Source organism: Streptomyces sp. NPDC031497 (genome assembly GCF_055580905.1).
Genome location: NZ_JBVIKO010000025.1, coordinates 130,846 through 152,385 on the forward strand (window position 1 = coordinate 130,846; position 21,540 = coordinate 152,385).

General features: G+C 70.7%; 21 protein-coding genes. 5 read left to right on the forward strand and 16 right to left on the reverse strand.

Annotated features, from left to right (window positions below):
- Nucleotides 1-241: 241 nt before the first annotated feature.
- Nucleotides 242-442 (forward strand): hypothetical protein, encoded by a 201-nt coding sequence (locus ACZ5K7_RS37995; protein ID WP_351694434.1) that lies wholly within the window; start codon nucleotides 242-244, stop codon nucleotides 440-442.
- Here ACZ5K7_RS37995 and ACZ5K7_RS38000 read toward each other — a convergent pair.
- Nucleotides 388-1,719 carry a helix-turn-helix domain-containing protein gene (locus ACZ5K7_RS38000; protein ID WP_468921165.1) on the reverse strand — a complete coding sequence of 444 codons (1,332 nt, stop codon included), beginning with the start codon at nucleotides 1,717-1,719 and terminating at the stop codon, nucleotides 388-390. The two genes, ACZ5K7_RS37995 and ACZ5K7_RS38000, sit on opposite strands and share 55 nt — an antisense overlap.
- A 177-nt stretch (nucleotides 1,720-1,896) precedes the next feature.
- Here ACZ5K7_RS38000 and ACZ5K7_RS38005 point away from each other — a divergent pair, with 177 nt between their 5' ends.
- Complete coding sequence (locus ACZ5K7_RS38005) at nucleotides 1,897-2,613, forward strand: DUF4232 domain-containing protein (protein ID WP_468921168.1); 717 nt, start codon at nucleotides 1,897-1,899, stop codon at nucleotides 2,611-2,613.
- Between the two features lie 87 nt (nucleotides 2,614-2,700).
- On the opposite strand, the gene hemB is transcribed toward ACZ5K7_RS38005, so the two are convergent.
- The 6 genes from hemB to ACZ5K7_RS38035 form a co-directional block, all read right to left on the reverse strand.
- Complete coding sequence (hemB, locus tag ACZ5K7_RS38010; RefSeq protein WP_351694443.1) at nucleotides 2,701-3,693, reverse strand: porphobilinogen synthase; 993 nt, start codon at nucleotides 3,691-3,693, stop codon at nucleotides 2,701-2,703.
- Nucleotides 3,694-3,929: 236 nt separating this feature from the next.
- Complete coding sequence (locus ACZ5K7_RS38015; RefSeq protein ID WP_468921170.1) at nucleotides 3,930-5,636, reverse strand: bifunctional uroporphyrinogen-III C-methyltransferase/uroporphyrinogen-III synthase; 1,707 nt, start codon at nucleotides 5,634-5,636, stop codon at nucleotides 3,930-3,932.
- On the reverse strand, nucleotides 5,633-6,592 hold the full coding sequence (hemC, locus tag ACZ5K7_RS38020) for a hydroxymethylbilane synthase (protein WP_351694449.1): 960 nt from the start codon (nucleotides 6,590-6,592) through the stop codon (nucleotides 5,633-5,635). The genes ACZ5K7_RS38015 and hemC overlap by 4 nt, the downstream gene beginning before the upstream one ends.
- Nucleotides 6,589-8,307, reverse strand: a complete 1,719-nt coding sequence (locus ACZ5K7_RS38025; RefSeq protein WP_468921173.1) for a glutamyl-tRNA reductase — start codon at nucleotides 8,305-8,307, stop codon at nucleotides 6,589-6,591. Before ACZ5K7_RS38025 ends, hemC begins: the two co-directional genes overlap by 4 nt.
- Nucleotides 8,304-9,059, reverse strand: a complete 756-nt coding sequence (locus ACZ5K7_RS38030; protein ID WP_468921175.1) for a redox-sensing transcriptional repressor Rex — start codon at nucleotides 9,057-9,059, stop codon at nucleotides 8,304-8,306. The genes ACZ5K7_RS38025 and ACZ5K7_RS38030 overlap by 4 nt, the downstream gene beginning before the upstream one ends.
- Before the next feature lie 280 nt (nucleotides 9,060-9,339).
- Nucleotides 9,340-9,615 carry a glutaredoxin family protein gene (locus ACZ5K7_RS38035; protein ID WP_351694458.1) on the reverse strand — a complete coding sequence of 92 codons (276 nt, stop codon included), beginning with the start codon at nucleotides 9,613-9,615 and terminating at the stop codon, nucleotides 9,340-9,342.
- 139 nt (nucleotides 9,616-9,754) lie between these two features.
- Between ACZ5K7_RS38035 and ACZ5K7_RS38040 the strand changes: the two genes are divergently transcribed.
- The 3 genes from ACZ5K7_RS38040 (at nucleotide 9,755) to ACZ5K7_RS38050 (ending at nucleotide 13,570) form a co-directional block, all read left to right on the forward strand.
- Complete coding sequence (locus ACZ5K7_RS38040) at nucleotides 9,755-10,708, forward strand: HAD family hydrolase (protein WP_351694461.1); 954 nt, start codon at nucleotides 9,755-9,757, stop codon at nucleotides 10,706-10,708.
- A 588-nt stretch (nucleotides 10,709-11,296) separates the two neighbouring features.
- Nucleotides 11,297-12,082 (forward strand): ECF subfamily RNA polymerase sigma factor, BldN family, encoded by a 786-nt coding sequence (locus ACZ5K7_RS38045; RefSeq protein WP_351694464.1) that lies wholly within the window; start codon nucleotides 11,297-11,299, stop codon nucleotides 12,080-12,082.
- Between the two features lie 234 nt (nucleotides 12,083-12,316).
- Complete coding sequence (locus ACZ5K7_RS38050) at nucleotides 12,317-13,570, forward strand: DUF5667 domain-containing protein (RefSeq protein WP_468921180.1); 1,254 nt, start codon at nucleotides 12,317-12,319, stop codon at nucleotides 13,568-13,570.
- Nucleotides 13,571-13,710: 140 nt separating this feature from the next.
- On the opposite strand, the gene ACZ5K7_RS38055 is transcribed toward ACZ5K7_RS38050, so the two are convergent.
- The 9 genes from ACZ5K7_RS38055 to ACZ5K7_RS38095 all read right to left on the reverse strand — a co-directional run bounded on the left by ACZ5K7_RS38055 (nucleotide 13,711) and on the right by ACZ5K7_RS38095 (nucleotide 21,433).
- Nucleotides 13,711-14,790, reverse strand: a complete 1,080-nt coding sequence (locus ACZ5K7_RS38055) for a lysophospholipid acyltransferase family protein (RefSeq protein WP_351694470.1) — start codon at nucleotides 14,788-14,790, stop codon at nucleotides 13,711-13,713.
- A 13-nt stretch (nucleotides 14,791-14,803) separates the two neighbouring features.
- Nucleotides 14,804-15,856 carry an NAD-dependent epimerase/dehydratase family protein gene (locus tag ACZ5K7_RS38060; RefSeq protein ID WP_468921183.1) on the reverse strand — a complete coding sequence of 351 codons (1,053 nt, stop codon included), beginning with the start codon at nucleotides 15,854-15,856 and terminating at the stop codon, nucleotides 14,804-14,806.
- Between the two features lie 189 nt (nucleotides 15,857-16,045).
- Complete coding sequence (locus tag ACZ5K7_RS38065; protein WP_003948845.1) at nucleotides 16,046-16,144, reverse strand: 30S ribosomal protein bS22; 99 nt, start codon at nucleotides 16,142-16,144, stop codon at nucleotides 16,046-16,048.
- Nucleotides 16,145-16,276: 132 nt separating this feature from the next.
- Nucleotides 16,277-16,486, reverse strand: coding sequence for a helix-turn-helix domain-containing protein (locus ACZ5K7_RS38070; protein ID WP_067299677.1), 210 nt, complete (start codon nucleotides 16,484-16,486; stop codon nucleotides 16,277-16,279).
- A 130-nt stretch (nucleotides 16,487-16,616) separates the two neighbouring features.
- Complete coding sequence (locus ACZ5K7_RS38075) at nucleotides 16,617-17,432, reverse strand: phosphatase (protein ID WP_468921186.1); 816 nt, start codon at nucleotides 17,430-17,432, stop codon at nucleotides 16,617-16,619.
- An 84-nt stretch (nucleotides 17,433-17,516) separates the two neighbouring features.
- Nucleotides 17,517-18,689 carry an acetoin utilization protein AcuC gene (locus tag ACZ5K7_RS38080; protein ID WP_468921188.1) on the reverse strand — a complete coding sequence of 391 codons (1,173 nt, stop codon included), beginning with the start codon at nucleotides 18,687-18,689 and terminating at the stop codon, nucleotides 17,517-17,519.
- Entirely contained in the window at nucleotides 18,640-19,866 is a 1,227-nt protein-coding gene (locus tag ACZ5K7_RS38085; RefSeq protein WP_468921191.1) for an MFS transporter, read from the reverse strand. The genes ACZ5K7_RS38080 and ACZ5K7_RS38085 overlap by 50 nt, the downstream gene beginning before the upstream one ends.
- A gap of 94 nt (nucleotides 19,867-19,960) precedes the next feature.
- Nucleotides 19,961-20,695 (reverse strand): VC0807 family protein, encoded by a 735-nt coding sequence (locus ACZ5K7_RS38090; RefSeq protein ID WP_468921194.1) that lies wholly within the window; start codon nucleotides 20,693-20,695, stop codon nucleotides 19,961-19,963.
- A gap of 93 nt (nucleotides 20,696-20,788) precedes the next feature.
- The gene (locus ACZ5K7_RS38095) at nucleotides 20,789-21,433 is read right to left on the reverse strand and encodes an HAD family hydrolase (RefSeq protein ID WP_468921197.1); all 645 of its coding nucleotides are present in this window, start codon (nucleotides 21,431-21,433) and stop codon (nucleotides 20,789-20,791) included.
- Nucleotides 21,434-21,540 lie beyond the last annotated feature (107 nt).

The following is a 21,540-nucleotide window of genomic DNA, read 5'->3' on the forward strand; positions in this document are numbered from 1 at the left end:
GTGATTCCGCGATACGGACGAACGGCGCCCAGGCACCGGATCCGAGTGCGCGGGCGTCCCGTCCCGCCGTCCCACGCAGTGGGATCCGTGCAGGTCCAAGGCGTGGACCGGGTTCACGCGTCCCGAATCACCGGTGCGCTCTGGCGGTCCGGGCCCGCCACCCCACAGGCTGAGGGCACACCGAGATCGCCGACCATGCCGACACCGCCGAGCACGCCGACGACATCAAGGGAGCCCCCGCATGTCCGCCACGCGCCCCACCCCGGCCGCCGTCCGCCGCCGTCTCCTGGCGGCGGCCGCCCTGGCGCTGGTCGCCACGACCGCCCTCGGCGGCTGCCGGGACGGCGAGGGCGTACGCGACGAGGGCCCCTCCGCCGCGTCCCTGTCTCACCCCGCCGACGACGCGGCCCGCCAGGCCTCGCCGCCCAGCGGGAACTCGTAGGCGGGCCGCCCGTTGTTCCCGCTCGTGCGGAACGGCCGCCCCTTGTCGTCGATCCGCAGCGTCCCGTGCCGTGACCCGCTGGACCAGGACAGCTCCAGGTACCAGCCCACGTAGTACGCCGAGGCGTCGGCCCTGATGTAGAACACCTCCGGGTCCGACTCGCTCACCTTGAACGGGAAGTCCCGGTGCCCCGCCTCCGGCACGACCGCCGGCCGCATCGCGTCCAGGGCGACGGTGAAGGAGCGGGTGGGCACGTTCCCGCCGCAGCCGACGCCCGGATATCCCATCGCGTAGTCGTTCCAGGCGAGCGGCGAACTCCGCTCCGCCGTACGGACGGTGAGCCCCTCCAGCACCACGGACCCGGTGCCGCTGCCCTGCACGGTCAGCGTGACGTACTGCTCCCCCGAGGAGACCGCCTGGTGCGCGGTCACCCACGCGGTCGCGTCGGACTCCAGCGGCGGCGGCGCCACGTGGCCCGGGGCCCGGTCGATCAGGTAGTGCTGGGAGCAGGGGCTCTCCCAGCTGTAGGGCTGGGTGTTGACGGTGAGCGGGGGTGCGGCCGTGCTGACGTCCGCGGTGGGCGAGGAGCCGGCCGTGGCGGTGTCCTCGGCCGGACCGGCGGCCGGCGCCGAGGACGAGGCGGAGGGGGTCTTCGAGGCGGCGGACGAGCCGGGCGTCGGCGTCGTCGAGGAGCGGTGCGTGCGGTGCGGAGCGGCGCCGACCGCGGCGGTGGCGCCCGCGGGCCCCGCGTTCTTCTCGTCCGTCCCGCCGGAGGGCAGGCGTACGGCGGCGACGGCGGCGACGAGCAGGACGACGACCGCGATCCCGGCGAGGAGCGCGGGCCGCGGCACACGGCGGCCACGCCCGGCGACACCCGGCCCGACCACCACCTCCGCCACCGGCTCCGACTCCGGCACCGCCACCGAGTCCGGCTCCGGCTCCGCTGTCACGACCGTCTCGGCCGCCTTCTCGGTCGTCTCCTGTCTCTGCGACGCGTCCGGCTTCTCCGGCGCGTCCGGCTTCCGCCCCCGCACCGCATCCGCCAGCACCCACTGCCGGTGCAGTTCGACGAGTTCCTCGGGGCCGGCCTTGCAGAGCCGGGCGAGGCGTTCCACGGGGGCGTAGTCCGCCGGTACGGCGTCCCCGTTGCAGTAGCGGTGCAGGGTCGAGGTGCTCATGTGCAGCCGCTTGGCGAGCGTGCCGTAACTCAGTCTCGAGCGGTCCTTCAGTTCCCGCAACAACTCCGCGAAGCCGCTTCCCGCAGCGCCGTCCGACACGGTTCCTCCGTCCCCCCACATCCCGTTCCCGCGTTCCAGGGGAGGGATGTTCTCCCAGTTCAAAGCCGGTGTGGCCGTTCCAGCGTCCCTGATCGTCCGGCAACTGTGGCGGACGGGACGGGGCGGCCCGCAGGCTGTGGCCATCCAAGCACGCCGCCACTCGAAAGAGGATTCGCCATGCGTACCGCCCGCCGTGTCCGTCTGCTCGCCGCCACCGGCGCCGCCGTCGCCGCTCTCGCCCTCACGGCCTGCGAGAACGGAACGGGCGCACGAGACGAGGGAGCGTCCCGGTCGACGACGACCGAGTCGACGCCGACGGCAGCGGCGCCGAAGCCCTCGGAGACCGCCGACGGCGGCACGGGCACCGGGACGGGCACCGCCACCGGCACCGGCAAGTCGACGTCCGCGCCCGTGAGCGACACGGCCACGAAGACGCCGAGCGGCGGCGGGAGCGGCGGCAAGTCCGCCACCGTCCTCTGCAACGGCTCCAACAGCACCGTCACCGTCCAGCCGCTCTCCCGCCCGCTGAACCACATGCTGATCACGGTGAAGAACACCGGCAGCAGGACCTGCTACCTGACGTACTACCCCGTGCTCCGCTTCGACGAGATGCAGTGGGTCCCGCAGCCCGCCGAGGAGACCCACCCGCAGGCGGTCACCACCCTCGCCCCGGGCGAGTCCGGGTACGCGGGCGTGCTGCTGTCCGCGGCCGACGGCAGCGGCGACGGCGGTACGACCGGCCGCAAACTGGTCGTCGCCTTCCAGGGCATGTCCCCGAACAGCAGCGGCGGTGCCTCGGCGACACCGTCACTGCCGGCGAAGGGCGTGTACTACGACAGCTCGCTGCGGGTGACGTACTGGCAGCAGGACCGGAACGACGCCCTCAACTGGTGAGCCGGCGGCCAACAAACCAACCCCGCAGGCGACTTGAAAGTGCCCGCTGCGACAACTCACAGCGGGCACCGCCCTTGCCCCTCGGGCTCAGCCGAGCATCCGCGCGGCCTCGACCGCCCAGTAGGTGAGGATGTTCTGCGCGCCGGCGCGCTTGATGCCGGTCAGGGTCTCCAGGATGGCCCGGTCGCGGTCGATCCAGCCCTTCTCGGCGGCGGCCTCGACCATCGAGTACTCGCCGGAGATCTGGTAGGCGGCGACCGGCACGTCCACGGCGTCGGCGACCCGGGCGAGGACGTCCAGGTAGGGCCCGGCCGGCTTGACCATCACCATGTCTGCCCCCTCCTCCAGGTCCAGGGCCAGCTCGCGCATGGACTCCCGCACGTTGGCCGGGTCCTGCTGGTAGGTCTTGCGGTCCCCCTTCAGGGAGGACCCGACGGCCTCCCGGAAGGGCCCGTAGAAGGCGGAGGCGTACTTGGCGGTGTAGGCGAGGACGGCGACGTCCTCCCGCCCGATCTGGTCGAGGGCGTCGCGGACGACGCCGATCTGCCCGTCCATCATCCCGCTGGGCCCGACGACATGGGCGCCCGCGTCGGCCTGCACCTGGGCCATCTCGGCGTACCGCTCAAGGGTGGCGTCGTTGTCGACGCGCCCCTCGGCGTCCAGCACCCCGCAGTGCCCGTGGTCGGTGGTCTCGTCGAGGCAGAGGTCGGACATCACGAGGAGCTCGTCGCCGACCTCGGCCCGCACGTCCCGCAGCGCGACCTGGAGAATCCCGTCAGGGTCGGTGCCGGGCGTCCCGAGGGCGTCCTTCTTGCCCTCTTCCGGCACCCCGAACAGCATGATCCCGGAGATGCCCGCCTCGACGGCCTCCAGGGCCGCCTTCTTCAAGGTGTCGCGGGTGTGCTGGACGACGCCGGGCATGGCGGCGATCGGTACCGGTTCGGTGACGCCCTCGCGCACGAACGCCGGGAGGATGAAGTCCGCGGGGTGCAGCCGGGTCTCGGCGACCATGCGCCGCATGACGGGGGTGGTCCGCAGCCGACGCGGCCGCGTGCCGGGGAAGGAGCCGTACTTCGTCATGTCCCCTACGCTACGCCCGCCATCCGGGCGCGCTTGCCGACGTAGCGTCGGCGCTCCGGGCCGGGGCGAGGTTGCCGCGGCTCCGGTCCTCAAGAAGATCCTCGACAGCGAGGCGCCCCGACAGGGGCGCGGGGAACTGCGCGACCAGCCCCCACCCACCCGCGGATCACCCACAAGCGGATACACACAAGGGGGGTCCGAGGGACGCAGCCCCCAGACCCCCCCTGCGGCCTGACTCACGTAGTGCTGCGCCGCCGCCGAGCCCCCGGCCGCCGCTCACTCGGCCGCGTCACCGGATCCCCGGCCTCCAGCGCACTCGCACGCCTCCGCAGCCCGAACTCCGCCAGCGCCTCCGCCAGCTTCCCGGCCGACGGCTCCGGAGCCATCACGTCCACCCGCAGCCCGTGCTCCTCGGCCGTCTTGGCCGTGGCCGGACCGATGCACGCGATGACCGTCACGTTGTGCGGCTTCCCGGCGATACCCACGAGGTTCCGCACGGTGGACGACGACGTGAAGAGAACCGCGTCGAAGCCGCCGCCCTTGATGGCCTCCCGGGTGTCGGCCGGCGGCGGCGACGCCCGCACGGTCCGGTAGGCCGTGACGTCGTCCACCTCCCAGCCCAGCTCGATCAGCCCGGCGACCAGCGTCTCCGTGGCGATGTCGGCGCGCGGCAGGAACACCCGGTCGATCGGGTCGAAGACCGGGTCGTAGGGCGGCCAGTCCTCAAGCAGCCCGGCGGCCGACTGCTCACCGCTCGGCACCAGGTCCGGCTTCACGCCGAAGGCGACCAGCGCCTTGGCGGTCTGCTCGCCGACCGCGGCGACCTTGATCCCCGCGAAGGCCCGGGCATCGAGCCCGTACTCCTCGAACTTCTCCCGGACCGCCTTCACCGCGTTGACCGACGTGAACGCGATCCACTCGTACCGCCCGGTGACGAGCCCCTTCACGGCCCGCTCCATCTGCTGGGGCGTGCGCGGCGGTTCGACGGCGATCGTCGGCACCTCGTGCGGCACGGCGCCGTACGACCGCAGCTGGTCGGAGAGGGTCGCCGCCTGCTCCTTCGTACGCGGCACGAGTACCTTCCAGCCGAACAGCGGCTTGGACTCGAACCACGACAACTGGTCGCGCTGGGCGGCGGACGACCGCTCACCGACCACGGCTATCACCGGGCGGCCGCCCTCCGGCGAGGGCAGCACCTTCGCCTGCTTCAGGGTCTGGGCGACCGTGCCGAGGGTGGCGGTCCAGGTCCGCTGCCGGGTGGTGGTACCGGCGACGGTGACCGTCATCGGGGTGTCCGGCTTGCGGCCGGCGGCGACCAGTTCCCCGGCGGCCGCGGCCACCGAGTCGAGGGTCGTCGACACCACGACCGTGCCGTCCGAGGCGCCGACCTCGGTCCAGCACCGGTCGGAGGCCGTACGGGCGTCCACGAAGCGGACGTCGGCGCCCTGGGCGTCCCGCAGCGGCACACCGGCGTACGCGGGTACGCCGACGGCCGTGGCGACACCGGGCACGACCTCGAAGGGCACACCGGCGGCGGCGCAGGCGAGCATTTCCTCGGTCGCGTACGTATCAAGTCCCGGGTCCCCGGACACCGCACGGACGACCCGCCTGCCGCCCCGTGCGGCCTCCATGACAAGATGAGCGGCATCCCGCGTGGGCGGGAGCGCAGCGGTTGTTGACGCTCCGTCAACAACCGTGAGTTGAGGCGTGCCTGTGCCCTGATACGGGTCCGACGAGGAACCCGGATTCATGGGTACGACGGAGACGCCCTGCCTGGCGTGGGCCCTGATCACGTCGAGCACGTCGTGCTCGGCGACCAGGACGTCCGCGCTGGACAGTGCCTCCACGGCACGCAAGGTCAGCAGTCCCGGATCCCCGGGTCCGGCACCCAGGAAGGTGACGTGCCCGTGATCGAGGCCGGCGGGAAGGTTGGTGGGGCTCACTGTGCTCGCTCCCCCATCAGACCGGCCGCGCCCTGGGCAAGCATCTCGGTGGCGAGTTCGCGACCGAGCGCCGTCGCCTGGTCGTTTGTCTCGGGCACGGGACCGGTGGTGGACAACTGCACCATCCGTGTGCCGTCGGTCGTGCCGACGACGCCACGCAGGCGCATTTCCTTGACAATCTGCCCGTCGGCCAGCAGGTCGGCAAGCGCGCCCACAGGGGCGGAGCAGCCGGCCTCCAGGGCGGCGAGCAGTGATCGCTCGGCGGTCACGGCGGCCCGCGTGAACGGGTCGTCGAGTTCCCCGAGCGCGGCGATCAGCGACGCGTTGTCCGCGGCGCATTCGATCGCCAGTGCCCCCTGGCCGGGGGCGGGCAGAACCGTGTCGACCGACAGGAAGTCGGTCACCTCGTCGATGCGACCGATGCGGCTGAGTCCCGCCGCGGCCAGCACCACGGCATCGAGCTCGCCGTCGTGTATGTATCCGATCCGCGTGTCGACGTTCCCGCGGACCGGGACGGTCTCGACGTCCAGCCCGTGGGTGCGTGCGTACGCGTTCAGCTGCGCCATCCGGCGCGGCGAACCGGTGCCGATGCGCGCGCCGCGCGGCAGGTCGGTGAACTTCAGCGCGTCCCGGGCGACGATCACGTCACGCGGGTCCTCGCGTACCGGTACGGCGGCCAGGACCAGGTCCTCGGGCTGCGTGGTCGGGAGGTCCTTGAGCGAGTGAACCGCGAAGTCGACCTCGTCGCGCAGCAGCGCGTCCCGCAGGGCGGTCACGAAGACACCCGTGCCGCCGATCTGTGCGAGGTGCTCGCGGGAGGTGTCGCCGTAAGTGGTGATCTCGACGAGCTCGACGGGCCGTCCGGTCACCTGGCTCACGGCTTCCGCCACTCGCCCGGACTGGGCCATGGCGAGTGTGGATCGCCTGGTCCCCAGTCGCAGTGGTTTGTCACTCATTCCGGTCGGTCCTTCTTGTCTGTGCTGTCCACGGCCCGGGAGACGGCGGCCACCGTCTCGGGGTCGAGGTCGAACAGGGTCCGCAGCGCGTCCGCGTACCCGGCACCGCCGGGCTCCGCGGCCAGCTGCTTGACCCGTACCGTCGGCGCGTGCAGGAGCTTGTCGACGACCCGGTGCACGGCCTGCCGGATCTCTCCGCGCTGCCGTTCGTCCAGGTCGGGCAGGCGCCCGTCGAGCCGCGCGATCTCACCGGCCACCACGTCGGCGGCCATGGTGCGCAGCGCGACCACGGTCGGCGTGATGTGCGCGGCCCGCTGCGCCGCCCCGAAGGCGGTCACCTCGTCGGCGACGATCCGTCGTACCTGGTCGACGTCGGCCGCCATGGGGGCGTCCGCGGACGCCTCCGCCAGCGACTCGATGTCCACCAGCCGCACCCCGGCCAGCCGGTGCGCGGCCGCGTCGATGTCGCGGGGCATGGCGAGGTCGAGGAGGAAGAGCGCGGGGGCGGGCCGGGCGAAGCCGGCGACCGGCTCGGGCCTGCGCAGTTCGGGGATGCGCCCCACCCGGGCGGCGGTCGCGGCGAGCGCGCCGATCAGCTCCGCCTCGGCCTCGGGCGTACGGCGCCCGGCCTCCCGGATGTCGACGGTGCCGTTGTCCACCCAGGCCGCGTGCTGCTCCAGCTCGGCGGCGGCCATTCCGGCGACGGCGGCCTCGCCCATCACGGAGAAGCCGCTCTGCTCGGCGGTGAGGTCGAGCGGGCAGTTCTCGTCGTTGCCGAGGCCGGTGACGGTCGGCTTCGGGGCGCCCTGCGCCGGACGGTCGTCCGCGATCTCGGCGACCGGCGCGCCGGTCCGCCCCTCGACCGCCGCGGCGACCGCCTCGGCCGTCAGCACCAGCCCGGTGGCCCCGGTGCAGGAGACGGCGACGTCGGCACGTGTCAGCTCGAACGGCACCGAGTCCATCGGTACCGCGCGGGCCACCACGTCCGTGCCGTCGCTGTCGTCCGGACGCCGTCCGTACTGCTCCTCGAGCAGGTGGGCGAGGCGCTCGGCGCGGTCGTACGTCCGGTTCGCGACGACGATCTCCGCGACGCCCGCTCGGGCCAGTGTGGCGGCGGCCAGCGAGGACATCGAGCCGGCACCGATGACCAGCGCCCGCTTGCCCTTGGCCCAGGTCTCGACGTCGGTACCGGCGGCGAGCTGCTCCAGGCCGAAGGTGACCACGGACTGTCCGGCCCGGTCGATCCCGGTCTCGGAGTGGGCGCGTTTGCCGACTCTCAGTCCCTGCTGGAAGAGGTCGTTCATCAGCCGGCCGGCGCTGTTCAGCTCCTGCGCCAGGTTGAGCGAGTCCTTGATCTGCCCGAGGATCTGGCCCTCGCCCACGACCATCGAGTCCAGCCCGCAGGCCACCGAGAACAGATGGTGGACGGCCCGGTCCTCGTAGTGCACGTAGAGATAGGGGGTGAGCTCGTCGAGGCCGACCCCGCTGTGCTGGGCGAGCAGCGTGGACAGCTCGGCGACTCCGGCGTGGAACTTGTCCACGTCGGCGTAGAGCTCGATGCGGTTGCAGGTGGCGAGCACCGCGGCCTCGCCGGCCGGTTCGGCGGCGACCGTGTCCTGGACGAGCTTGACCTGGGCGTCCGTGGCGAGCGCGGCCCTTTCCAGGACGCTGACCGGGGCGCTGCGGTGGCTCAGCCCGACGACGAGGAGACTCATGCCGGCATCACGGCGGGTACGTCCCCGTCGGGTCCCTGCTCGGTGGACTCCTGGCGGGCGGCGACGGGCGCGACCGTCGCCTCGTGCTCCTCGCCGGCCTTGCGCTGCTCGTGGAAGGCGAGGATCTGCAGCTCGATGGAGAGGTCGACCTTGCGGACGTCGACGCCGTCCGGGACGGTCAGCACGGTGGGCGCGAAGTTCAGGATGGAGGTGACCCCGGCGGCCACGAGCCGGTCACAGACCTGCTGGGCGGCACCGGCGGGCGTGGCGATGACCCCGATCGACACACCGTTGTCGGTGATGATCTTCTCCAGGTCGTCCGTGTGCTGCACGGGGATGCCCGCGACCGGCTTTCCGGCCATCGCCGGATCGGCGTCGATCAGGGCCGCGACCCGGAAGCCGCGGGAGGCGAAGCCGCCGTAGTTGGCGAGAGCGGCGCCGAGGTTACCGATACCGACGATCACAACCGGCCAGTCCTGGGTCAGGCCAAGCTCACGGGAGATCTGGTAAACGAGATACTCGACGTCGTAGCCGACACCGCGCGTTCCGTACGAACCCAGGTAGGAGAAGTCCTTGCGCAGCTTCGCGGAGTTGACCCCCGCGGCGGCCGCCAGCTCCTCGGAGGAGACCGTGGGTACCGAGCGCTCCGACAGTGCGGTCAGCGCCCGGAGGTACAGCGGAAGCCTGGCGACGGTGGCCTCGGGGATCCCTCGGCTGCGGGTCGCCGGTCGGTGAGTTCGGCCAGTTGCCACGGTGCTCCTGCGGGTAGAGCGGGGCTGCGGACGGTCACACGTTCCCAGACCGCCCCGTCGACAGCAGGCTATGTCTTTGTGAACGCGTGCACAAAGATGGTGTCCGATTTGCCCGGCCAACGTGACCGGGGTCACGCACCCCCGGCGCAGTCGCGGGGAACCGGCGCACACACGCTCGCGCTCCATCTCGGATGGGGGCAAAACAGTACACACTCCTCACGAATCCCGCCCCCGAGACCAGACCGCCGTCGATCCTAAGCGACTTTCCGGCCCGTTTGGACTAGTCAGTCAGTGCCTTGCGGAGGCGCTCTTCGTTCACACGCCAGAAGGTGTGCTGTTCACCGTCGACCAGTACGACCGGAATCTGCTCCCAGTACAGATCGTGCAGGTGCGAATCCTGGGTGATGTCCTTCCCTTCCCAGTCCACCCCCAGCTCGCCGCACACCTTCTCGACCACGACCTGTGCGTCATCGCACAAATGACAACCCGGCTTACGGATCAGAGTGACCAAACGCGCACGAGACGCAGACGCCTTGCGGCCGAAGAGAGGACTCATGCGGTCCATTCTCCCGCCCTGCCGCGCCACCTGCCGCGCCCTGTTCGACGCCTTGTTTAACGGACCGGTCGCGGAGAGTTCACACCCATCCAACTCCCGCGACTCCGGGACATCCGAACGGACTGGCTATGCTCACGACATGGCCGCTCTCGGATGGCTCACTCCCCGTAGGCGCTCCGCCACGGCGCGGAGCGTGTTGGCAGGCGAGGCCTCGGCGGAGGCCGCGCGCAAGAACCAGGAAGCCCTGGCCGGGGACGCGTCGGCCCCGGCCGGCGGCACCGTGTCCAAGGACGCCGGAGAACCGGACTTCCCGGTGCTCGGCGACACCAAGGCCGCCGCGTTCTTCGACCTCGACAACACGGTCATGCAGGGTGCCGCGATCTTCCACTTCGGCCGGGGCCTGTACAAGCGGAAGTTCTTCGAGACCCGCGACCTGGCCAAGTTCGCCTGGCAGCAGGCGTGGTTCCGGCTGGCCGGCGTCGAGGACCCGCAGCACATCCAGGACGCGCGGGACTCCGCCCTCTCCATCGTCAAGGGCCACCGGGTCGCCGAACTCCAGACCATCGGCGAGGAGATCTACGACGAGTACATGGCCGAGCGCATCTGGCCCGGCACCCGCGCCCTCGCCCAGGCCCACCTGGACGCGGGCCAGAAGGTGTGGCTCGTCACAGCGGCGCCGGTGGAGATCGCCGGCGTGATCGCCCGCCGCCTGGGCCTGACGGGAGCGCTCGGCACGGTCGCCGAGTCGGTGGGCGGCATCTACACGGGCAAGCTGGTGGGCGAGCCCCTGCACGGTCCGGCGAAGGCCGAGGCGGTACGCGCCCTGGCCGCCGCCGAGGGCCTGGACCTCTCCCGCTGCGCGGCCTACAGCGACTCCCACAACGACATCCCGATGCTGTCCCTGGTCGGCCACCCGTACGCCATCAACCCGGACACGAAGCTGCGCAAGCACGCGCGGGAGATGGACTGGCGCCTGCGCGACTACCGCACGGGGCGCAAGGCGGCGAAGGTGGGCATCCCGGCGGCGGCCGGGGTAGGAGCGGTTGCCGGTGGCACGGCGGCGGCGATCGCACTGAGCCGACGGCGCCGATAGCGCGGGGCGCGCTTGGCGGGACGTCGCCGTAGGGCTGCGGGCCGCATCCCGCCCGCGGCCGGCCTGTGGCCGCTCGCGCAGTTCCCCGCGCCCCTGAAGGGGCGCTCCCCAGCCGCGTCTCCAACCCAGCCCGCGGGCAGTCGCGCCTCCCCCAGTGCCTTGAGGGCCTGGGAGGTGCCCCCAGGCGGCACGGATGGGCGCTGGGGGTACCCCCTCTGGGGGAGGCACCCTGCCAGCGCCGGCAAGCGAAACCCCCCGCCCCCACCCACCCACCCACACCCGAACACCCCGGCGCCCCCAACCTCGCGCCCCAAACCTCGCGCGCCCGAATTATCGCGCCGCCATCCCAACACGCCCTCGACTCTGCCTCAACACGCATCTTTCTGATCAACAACCGATCAGCCTGCGGCACTTGAACCACCCCAAATCGGTTACAGAAGCGACGCAATCGGTGATTTGAGCAACTCGGTGTAGCAGTGCCTGCACGAAGCGTTATTCTCCTCAGACGCAAACCGGTACCCCTCCGTCGCTACGACGGGTGAAAGGTTCCGTACTGCACGTGATGGAAGCTCTGCCTCTGGGAGTCCCGTGTACCCACACGTCGGGGTTGACGCCTCGGGCCTGGCTACGCTGCGCGCAACTGTCGCAACGGTCAAAGAGACGCTGCGCGGCGTTGTCCCGACCGCGTACGCCGTCCCCGCCTTCGCCACCGCCGCACCGATCGGCCCGTGCTACGCACTGGCCGACGGCACCGCGGCCGTCGGCAGACGCGGCCGTGCCACCGGCACCGCCGCGACCACCGCCCGTCGCCCGGCCGCGGACAGCGACAGCGCCCGGATGATGGACCTCGTGGAGCGTGCCCAGGCCGGCGAGTCCGACGCCTTCGGCCGCCTCTACGACCAGTACAGCGACACCGTCTACCGCTACATCTACTACCGCGTCGGCGGCAAGGCGACCGCCGAGGACCTCACCAGTGAGACGTTCCTGCGCGCCCTGCGAAGGATCGGCACTTTCACCTGGCAGGGCCGCGACTTCGGCGCCTGGCTGGTCACCATCGCCCGCAACCTGGTCGCCGACCACTTCAAGTCGAGCCGTTTCCGGCTGGAGGTCACCACCGGTGAGATGCTCGACGCCAACGAGGTCGAGCGCTCCCCGGAGGACTCCGTCCTGGAGTCCCTCTCGAACGCGGCGCTCCTGGACGCCGTACGACGACTCAACCCCCAGCAGCAGGAGTGTGTGACGCTCCGCTTCCTCCAGGGCCTCTCGGTCGCCGAGACCGCCCGCGTGATGGGCAAGAACGAGGGCGCCATCAAGACCCTCCAGTACCGGGCCGTGCGCACTCTCGCCCGGCTCCTCCCGGACGACGCGCGCTGAGCCGGGCACGCTCGGCGACACCCAACTCACGTTGAGTGAAAGCCTGTTGCCTTTCTCAGCCGATCATCGATCGTCCGTAACCCAAGTGCCGAGCCGCTCGTTGTGCGGGATACAGGCTCCCTGTGGTCACGTCCAGCAAGACCCTGATCACACGATCGTGTGGATCGGTCGAGGGCGTGCAACCCTCAGGACCCCCTGGGGAGTCGACCGTCATGACGAGAGGAGGTGCCGCCAGTGATCGCGAACGTATCGGCGCACCGGCGGGCGAACGCCTTCGCCCAGGCCCTGGAGGAGCAGCCCGACCGGGAGCCGGCGGCCGAGCGGTCCGAGGGGTCGGCGGGCGATCCGCCGGCCACACCGGACCGGGCCGAACGGACCGAGCCGGGCGAGCTGATGGCCCTGGCGACAGGGCTCGCCGCACTGCCCAAGCCGGTGCTCGACCCGCAGGTCAAGGTCGTCCACCGGGCCCAGCTGGTGGCCGCGATGGAGGCCATGCTGGCAGAGGGCACCCTGGGCGGGGCGGCGGACGCGTCGCTTCCCGAGCAGCGCTCCCACCGGGCCAAGGGCGCACACCGGGCCAGCCCGCTGGGCAAACTGCGACCGCGTTCCCGGCTCACCAAGAGCCTGGCCGCGGGTGGCCTGAGCGTCGGCGTGGCCGCCGGAGCCTTCGGCGGGGTAGCCGCCGCCAGCTCCGGCGCCCTGCCCGGCGACTCCCTGTACGGCCTCAAACGCGGCATCGAGGACTTCAAGCTCAACTACCTGGCCGACGGCGACGACCAGCGCGGCCAGACCTACCTCGACCAGGCCTCGACCAGGCTGATGGAGGCCCGTCGGCTGATGGACCGTGATCGCGGCGGCCATCTCGACCACGAGTCCATCGGCGAGATCCGCCGCACCCTGTCCGGGATGCAGCACGACGTCACCGAGGGCCACCGGCTGCTGCACGAGGCCTACGAACGCGATCCGAACTCGCTCGGCCCCATGCAGGCGCTGTCCGCCTTCGCCCAGTCCCACCGCGAGGCCTGGGGCGCGCTGCGCGAGAAGCTCCCGGTCCAGCTCGGGGACGTCAGCCAGCAGGTGTCGTCGGTCTTCGACGCCATAGACGAAGAGGTCGCCCCGCTGCAGTCCCTGCTTCCCCAGCCGCCCCAGGAGACCGGCGGCGGCACCGGCAGGCAGGGCTCCGGGACGGCGTCCACCGGCACCTCCGGCAGCCACCGGTCGACGGCCCCCTCGTCCCCGGGCAGCTCCTCCTCGGGCCACGAGTCCGGCACCGGCAGCCCCAGCGGCTCGGCCTCCGGCAGCGCCGACGACAGCCTGATCGGCGGCACCACAGGCGGCCTCCTGGACCCCCCGAAGACCGGGAGTTCGGGCGGCAGCAGCGCGTCCCCGTCAAAGAGCCCGACCAGCGAACCGGACGTCACCCTGCCCCCGCTCCTCCCCGGCCTCCTGCCGGGCCTGGGCATCGACAGCGAGGACGCGTCGAACTAGCGGGTCCGAGGGCGCCTCTCCACACGAGGGGCGCCCTCAGCGCCCCTTCAGGGGCGCGGGGCTGTATCTGACAGGCGGCTCCGCCGCGTGGGCGCGACCAGCCCCCACCGGACCCGCACGCGACACTCAACGCATCGCACTCAGAAAAAAACCGACCGCCGCTGCACAAGCAACTTGTACAGCGTGTGCTGGATCTGCTCCCGCACCTGATCCGTCAGGTTGAACATCAGCATCGGATCCTCGGCCGCCTCCGGCGGATAGCCGTCCGTACGGATCGGCTCCCCGAACTGAATCGTCCACTTCGTCGGCAGCGGCACCGCCCCGAGCGGCCCGAGCCACGGAAACGTCGGCGTCAGCGGGAAGTACGGAATCCCCAGCACCCGCGCCAGCGTCTTCGCGTTGCCGAGCATCGGGTAGATCTCCTCGGCCCCCACGATCGAGCAGGGAACGATCGGCGCCCCCTGCCGCAGCGCGGTCGACACGAACCCGCCCCGCCCGAACCGCTGGAGCTTGTACCGCTCGCTGAACGGCTTCCCGATGCCCTTGAACCCCTCCGGCATCACCCCGACCAGCTCGCCCTGCCCCAGCAGCCGCTCGGCGTCCTCCGCGCACGCGAGCGTGTGCCCGAGTTTGCGCGCCAGTTCGTTCACCACCGGCAGCACGAAGACCAGGTCGGCCGCCAGCAGCCTGAGGTGACGATTCGCCGGGTGATGGTCGTGCACGGCGACCTGCATCATCAGCCCGTCCATCGGGAGCGTCCCGGAGTGGTTGGCGACGATCAGCGCACCGCCCTCGGCCGGGATGTTCTCCATGCCCTTCACCTCGACGCGGAAGTACTTCTCGTACACCGGCCGCAGCATGGACATCAGGACCTGGTCGGTCAGCTCCTCGTCGTACCCGAAGTCGTCGACCTCGTAGTCCCCGGTCAGCCGCCGGCGCAGAAACGCGAGACCGCGTGCGACGCGCCGTTCCAGGCCGGCGTCGTCGCGCGGCTCCTCCATGCCCGTCTCAGGGCTCTCCCGGGTCACATGAACATCTTCCTGCGCGGGGATCCGCCCGGCGAGAGGCTGGACCTCACGCACCACCCCGGACTCGCGCACCACCGCCTGCTCGCCGCCGCCCTTGCGCCGGTTCCCCGGCCCCCGGCGCCGGGCCGGCCGCTGCACGGCAGCCCCGCGGGACCGGTCGTCGTCGAACGGAATGACCTTGGCGTCCGCCATCGTGTTGCGCTCCTCAGTTGGCGCTCTGCGTCGGTGTCTTCCCGCCGCTCAGGGCGGCGATCCGGTCGACGGCGGCGGCCACCACCTGCGGCGGCAGCAGCCCCATGGCCTGGGCGCGCACGAAGTCCGCGAACGTCTCCGCCGTCGTGTACTTCGGCTGGAATCCCAGCGTCTCGCGCATCTGGTCGGTGGCGACCACCCGGCCGTGCGTCAGCAGCCGGATCTGCTCGGGCGAGAAGTCGCTCATGCCGAGCGTCCGTACCAGGGACCCGGCCCAGGTGACCGCCGGCAGCAGCAACGGCACGGTGGGCCGCCCCAGCCGTCGTGAGCACTGCGAGAGCAACAGCACACCGTCGCCCGCGACATTGAACGTGCCGCTGTTCAGGGTTCCCCGCGCCGGCTCGTGCGAGGCGATCCGCAGGACGTCGATCACATCGTCCTCGTGCACGAACTGCAGCCTGGGGTCGTATCCGAAGACGGTGGGCAGCACGGGGAGGGAGAAATAGGAGGCGAGCGGAGTATCGGCGGTCGGTCCGAGAATGTTGGCGAACCGCAGGACACACACGGCGACGTCCGGCCGCCTTCTCGCGAACCCCCGCACATACCCCTCCACCTCCACCGTGTCCTTGGCGAACCCGCCGCTGGGCAGCGATTTCGGCGGGGTCGTCTCCGTGAAGACGGCGGGATCCTTCGGCGCGGAGCCGTACACGTTCGTACTGGACTTGATCACCAGCCGCTTGACGGCCGGCGACTTCTGGCAGGCGCCGAGCAGCTGCATGGTCCCGATGACATTGGTCTCTTTGACGGTGGCCCGGCTCCCGCTGCCGAGCGGCGTACCGGTCACGTCCATGTGGACGACGGTGTCGGCGCCGGTCTCGGCGAGGATGCGGGCGACGGCCGGCTGACGGATGTCGGTCTGGATGAAGTCGGCCCCGCCCAGATGGTGCTCCGGCGGCACCGCGTCCACGGCGACGACCCGGTCGACGTCGGGGTCACGCTGGATCCGCCGTACGAACCGGCCCCCAAGTTGACGGGCCACTCCGGTCACGAGCACGACCTTCCCCAAGATCAGCGCCTTTCTTCCGTGTTCCCGTAGTACCCGTAGTTCCCGTATGCGGGCCAACTTAGCGGGTTGATGTTGCGCTGGCATGACCCTCAGCAGGCCAGGGCGAGCCGACGCGGCCGGAAAATGCGTATGGCCCCCCACCGTACTGGTGGGGGGCCATACACAAGCTCTCGCGGCTCGGCGCCGTAATTACTTCTTGTTACGGCGCTGAACGCGCGTGCGCTTGAGCAGCTTGCGGTGCTTCTTCTTGGCCATCCGCTTGCGCCGCTTCTTGATAACAGAGCCCACGACTACCCTCGCTCACTTCTCATCACTCGGTGTTGGGCGCCATGGGCCCATACGACCTACGAGGGGCTAGCCTACCCGCCCGAGCGCTGAGGTCGTAATCGAGGTGCTCCGGGACGAATCCCGGAACGGCCGTCAGGCGGTCTCTACCCCCACATAGCTCTCGCGAAGGTACTCGTGTACCGCTTGCTCGGGGACGCGGAAGGACCGCCCCACCCGGATCGCGGGCAGATGACCGCTGTGCACCAACCGGTACACGGTCATCTTCGACACTCGCATCACCGCGGCGACCTCCGCCACGGTAAGGAACACAACCTCGTTGAGAGGCCTCTCGCCAGCTGCCATGACACACCTGAACCTTCCGCACTCGACGGGCCACCGGCTTCCCCTTCCGGTGACTCTTCGTCGTTGCGTGCTCACTCCCCAATGTAGGGGCGGGTGATGCGAGTGGGGAAGAGGTGCACCCATCGGCGGCCTACTGTGACAGACACGCTCGATTGAGTACGTAGCGGGTGAGCGGCGTGTAGTAATCGGACCGCACGCCGTCATCAACCGGAACGGCGACGGACACGACCCCCTCGGCCTCGCCCACGAAGAGCGCGGGGTCATCCGTATCCGCCAGCCCAATGGCCTCAAACCCGAGCTGACCAGCACCGCAGACCCACCCGTGGTCCCCCACCACCAGCTCGGGCAACGGCCCGCCGCCGTCCGCCGCCGCATCCAGCGCCACCCGAACCGGCAGCGGTGAGTGCGTGTGCGCACCCGGCGCACAACCGGGGCGTTCACCTCCCGATTCCCGCACCAACCCGACACCTTGTACGTAATCGAGGTTGCACGTACGTAGACCGAACCGGGTCGTTATGTCGACACAGCGACCCTGCGCGGGGGTGAGAACCTCACACCCCGCCGCCGACAACGCGTCCGCGAGACCGGCGTAGAAGCCGATCAGCCGATGCGGATGCCCGGTTCCGAACAACACGGGCGCCCGCCGCCGGGCCACGTCCCCCACCCGCTCCGCGAAGGAATCCAGCGCGGCGACGGTCAGCTCCGGATCGATCACATCATGCCCTGAAACACACCGCGGATCGTCCGAAACCCCACACTTGCCCGCCATCAACCGAACCAAATCCCGCTCACTCCACCCCCCTTGCGGATCAATACCGATCAACACCCGAGGATCCCGATCCGCGAAGAGCCGATAACGCCGAAGACTCCGCTCCCGAGAGGAAGCCACCACCCCCGCCAGCCCCACGGCCACCAGATAGTCCCGAAGCCCACCACCACTCGACACGCCAGAGATAGTGACGGACCCGGCCGCCCGAAAACCCCGAAAGCAGCGGAACACCCCACGGTTGGCGTAACGATCCACCAACCCCTACGCCAACAGCCCCCGCAGCGGATACACAGCCCGCCGAGTAGCCAGCACCGCCTGATCCAGGCGGTCAGCGGGGTCGTAACCCGCCTCCCACTCCGCCCACCCCACCGGCCACCGGCCGTCCGTCATCCGCCCGGGCCCCAACTGCCGCGTCCGGGCGAACACTTCCTGCCGCCACGCCTCGGGGACCAGCGCCTCGGGCGCGATCTCCCGCCCCGCGGCGATCGCCACCAGGTGCGTCCACGACCGGGGCACGACATCCACCACCTCGTATCCCCCGCCGCCCAGCGCGACCCACTTGCCCCCGGCATACTCGTGCGCCAGCTGATGGCAGGCGACCTGCACGGCCCGCTGCGCGTCCAGCGAAACGGCGAGATGCGCCAACGGATCCTCGAAATGCGTGTCGGCGCCGTGCTGGGTCACCAGCACCTGCGGCCGGAAGTCGGCGACCAGCTCCGGCACGACCGCGTGGAACGCCCGCAACCACCCCGCGTCCCCGGTCCCGGCCGGCAGCGCCACGTTCGCCGCGGAACCCTCCCCCGCCCCGGCCCCGACCTCCGTCGGCCAGCCGGTCCCCGGGAACAACGTACGAGGATGCTCGTGCAGCGAGATCGTCAGAACCCGCGGATCCTCCCAGAACGCGGCCTGCACCCCGTCCCCGTGATGCACGTCGACGTCGACATAGGCGACCCGCTCGGCCCCGAGCTCCAGCAACCGGGCGATGGCAAGCGAGGCGTCGTTGTAGATACAGAACCCGGAGGCCGCCCCCGGCATCGCGTGATGCAACCCGCCCGCGAAGTTCACGGCGTGATCGGCGTCTCCCCGCCACACCGCCTCCGCCGCCCCCACCGACTGCCCCGCGATCAACGCGGACACCTCGTGCATCCCGGCGAACGCGGGATCGTCCAGAGTCCCCAGCCCGTACGACTGGTCAGCCGCCGCGGGATCGGCCGAGGCCGCCTTCACCGCCTCGACGTAGTCCTCCCGGTGCACCAGCCGAAGCGTCGACTCCCCGGCCGGCTTCGCCGCGACGACGTCCACCACCCGGTCGAGCCCGAACGCATCGACCAGTCCCCGGGTCAACGCCAGCCGGACCGGATCCATCGGATGGCCCGGACCGAAGTCATAGCCCGTTACTGCCTCGTCCCACATCAGCTGTGCGCGGCCGCTCATGTCCGCCACCGTATCGGTCCGGCCGAACCGCGAACGAACGGGCGTACACCAACGTCACCAGCACCAACACCATCGGCACCAGCATCGCCCCGCGATAGCTCCACGCGTCGCCCAGCGCGCCCACCAACGGCGAACCGATCAGGAACCCGACGTAGTTGAAGATGTTCAGCCGGGCGATGGCCGCATCCGAATCCCCCGGGAACAACCGCCCGGCCGCCGCGAACGTCTGCGGTACCAACACGCACAGTCCCAGCCCCAGCAGAGTGAACCCGACCATCCCGACCCACGCCCCGGACGCCCCCGCCACCACCGCGAACCCGACCGCCGCCACCAGCGCCCCCAGCCGCACGACCGCCACGGCCCCGAACCTCCGCACCCCGAAATCCCCGATGGCCCGCCCGACCAGCGTGGTCACCATGTACACGTTGTACGGCACGGTGGCCAGCTGCTCGCTGCTCCCCAGCACGTCCTTCAGATACTTCGCACTCCAGTTGGAGACCGTCGAGTCCCCGATGTAGGCGAAGGTCATCACCAGACACAGCGGCAGCAGCAGCTTGAAGACGACACCACCGCCCGCACCGGCGCTCGTCCCGTCCACCGCGTCCTCCACCGGCGCCGGCTTGCCGTCCACATACCACCGGCTCCCCACCAGCGCGGCCGGCAGCAGCACCGCGACGACCGGCAGGTACGACACCCACAACGCGAGATGCCAGTGCGCCCCCACCCAGGCCAGCGAGGCCCCCAGGATCCCACCGAGGCTGTAGGCGGCATGGAAACTGAGCATGATGCTGCGTCCGTACGTCCGCTGCAGGCTCACCCCGAGCATGTTCATCGAGGCGTCCAACGCCCCGACCGCCAGCCCGAACGCGGCCAGCGCGACCGCCAGCTCGGCCACCTGCCCGCCGGCCCCGACCCCGAGCAGCGCCAGCATCACCACGGGCTGGGACCAGCGCAGCAGTCGGCTCGGCCGTATGCGCTTCACCAGCTGCTCGGTGGTCACACTGCCGACGCCGGCCAGGATCGGCACCGCGGCGAGAAAGACCGGCAGCAGCGCGTCGGAGACGCCGTACCGGTCCTGGATGGCGGGAATGCGCGTCACGAGCAGCGCGAAAGTGGCGCCCTGTGTGAAGAAACTGAACGCCAACGAGGCCCTACCGCGCCGCAGCACATCTGTCATGGCGGCGAGCGTAGGGCCCCGGCGTACTCGTGGGTAGATCCAGCCAAAGATGAATTTCCTTCAGCTTTACCTTCGGCGGGTCGGTTCGGCGGTGTCAGGCGGCGACAGGCACCGCACGCTGCACGCTGTCCCCGGCCTCCTCCGCGGCCTTCACCTCGGCGGAGATCATCCGGGCCATCGGCTCGGCGGCGAGCCCGCCGCTGACGACCATTCCGATCCCGATCGTACTGACCAGGATGACCGTGCCGAGCCACACCATGGTGTCCACGGGCAGGGTGTACGCCCCCACGATCCGCACCACACACTCGGCGAGCAGCAGCACGCCCCACACGAGAGAGTAGACCCGCTCCGACCGCCGGAACGCGGCGGATCCGGACCGCAGCCGCTCGAAGGCCGCCGCCCTGGCCGTGTCGCCCTTCAGCACGAACGGCTTGAGCCCTTCGGTCATCATCGGCCGGCCCATCACGATCGACACCAGGATCGCGATCCCGATCGCGCTGCTGACCCCGCTGTCCTTGGCGAGCATCAGCCGCGGGTCGCCGGAGACGAAGCTCAGCGCCAGCGAGACCAGGTTCACCAGCAGGATGAGCCCCGCGAACGCGTTACCCCGACGCTCCCTGACCACGCTCCACACCGTCCGCAGGGCCGGCACCACACTGCTCCAGGCGAGCGCCGCGAAGGTACTCATCCCGAAGGCGTCCTTGAAGAGGTAGTACGACCCGAGGGGAACCGCCACGTCCACGATCAGCGGCTTGAAGTTCTCCAGCACGCTGGGCTGCCGCTTGTCCTGGTCGCTGTTCCGGGCTCCGGCGTTCGTCGTCTTCGTCATGCTCTCAGCTTCGCGTCCGGGCGGGGTCCCCCAGTAGGAACGATCGTCCGTAGCTCGGCATGACAATTGTCAGCCCCGCCGTGCTGCCCTCGGTCATTCCAGCAGGTCAGCCAACTGCCCCGGATCGGAGAAGAGTTGCGTGGCCCCACGCAGCCGGTCGGCCGGTGTCATCGCCGTGAACCCGTACACGTCCATACCGGCCGCGACAGCGGCCTGCACGCCCAGCGGACTGTCCTCCACGACGGCACAACGCCCCGGCGCGACCCCCATCCGCTCGGCCGCGTAAAGGAAGAGGTCCGGCGCCGGCTTCCCTCTCCCCACGTCCTGCGAGCTGAAGATGCGCGACTCGTCGAACCACCGGTCGAGTCCGGTCGTCCGATGCCCCACCCGAATCCGCTCATGGCTCCCGGACGACGCCACGCAGTACGGCACCCCGTCGGCCGCCAGCCGCTCAAGGACCTCCGCCACCCCGGCGACGGGCTTCAACTCCGCCTCGAAGGCGGCGAACACCCGCGCATGGAAGACGTCATCGAAGTCGTCGGGCAGCCGCTGCCCGGTGCGCTCCTGGACGAGGTCATGGACCCGGTGCATCGCGGATCCCATGTAGTCCCGTATGGAGTCCTCGTAGGAGGTGGGATGCCCCAGCTCGGTGAGATAGGCGGCCAGGAGCCGGTTGGAGATGGGCTCGCTGTCGACGAGGACGCCGTCGTTGTCGAAGATAACCAGGTCGTAGCGCATACCACCGAGCTTAGACGCAGCCGCGAAAAGACCCGTAAATGCAGAAAGGCCCACGCCATACGGCGTGGGCCTTTCCCAAAATTTGTTCGGCGGTGTCCTACTCTCCC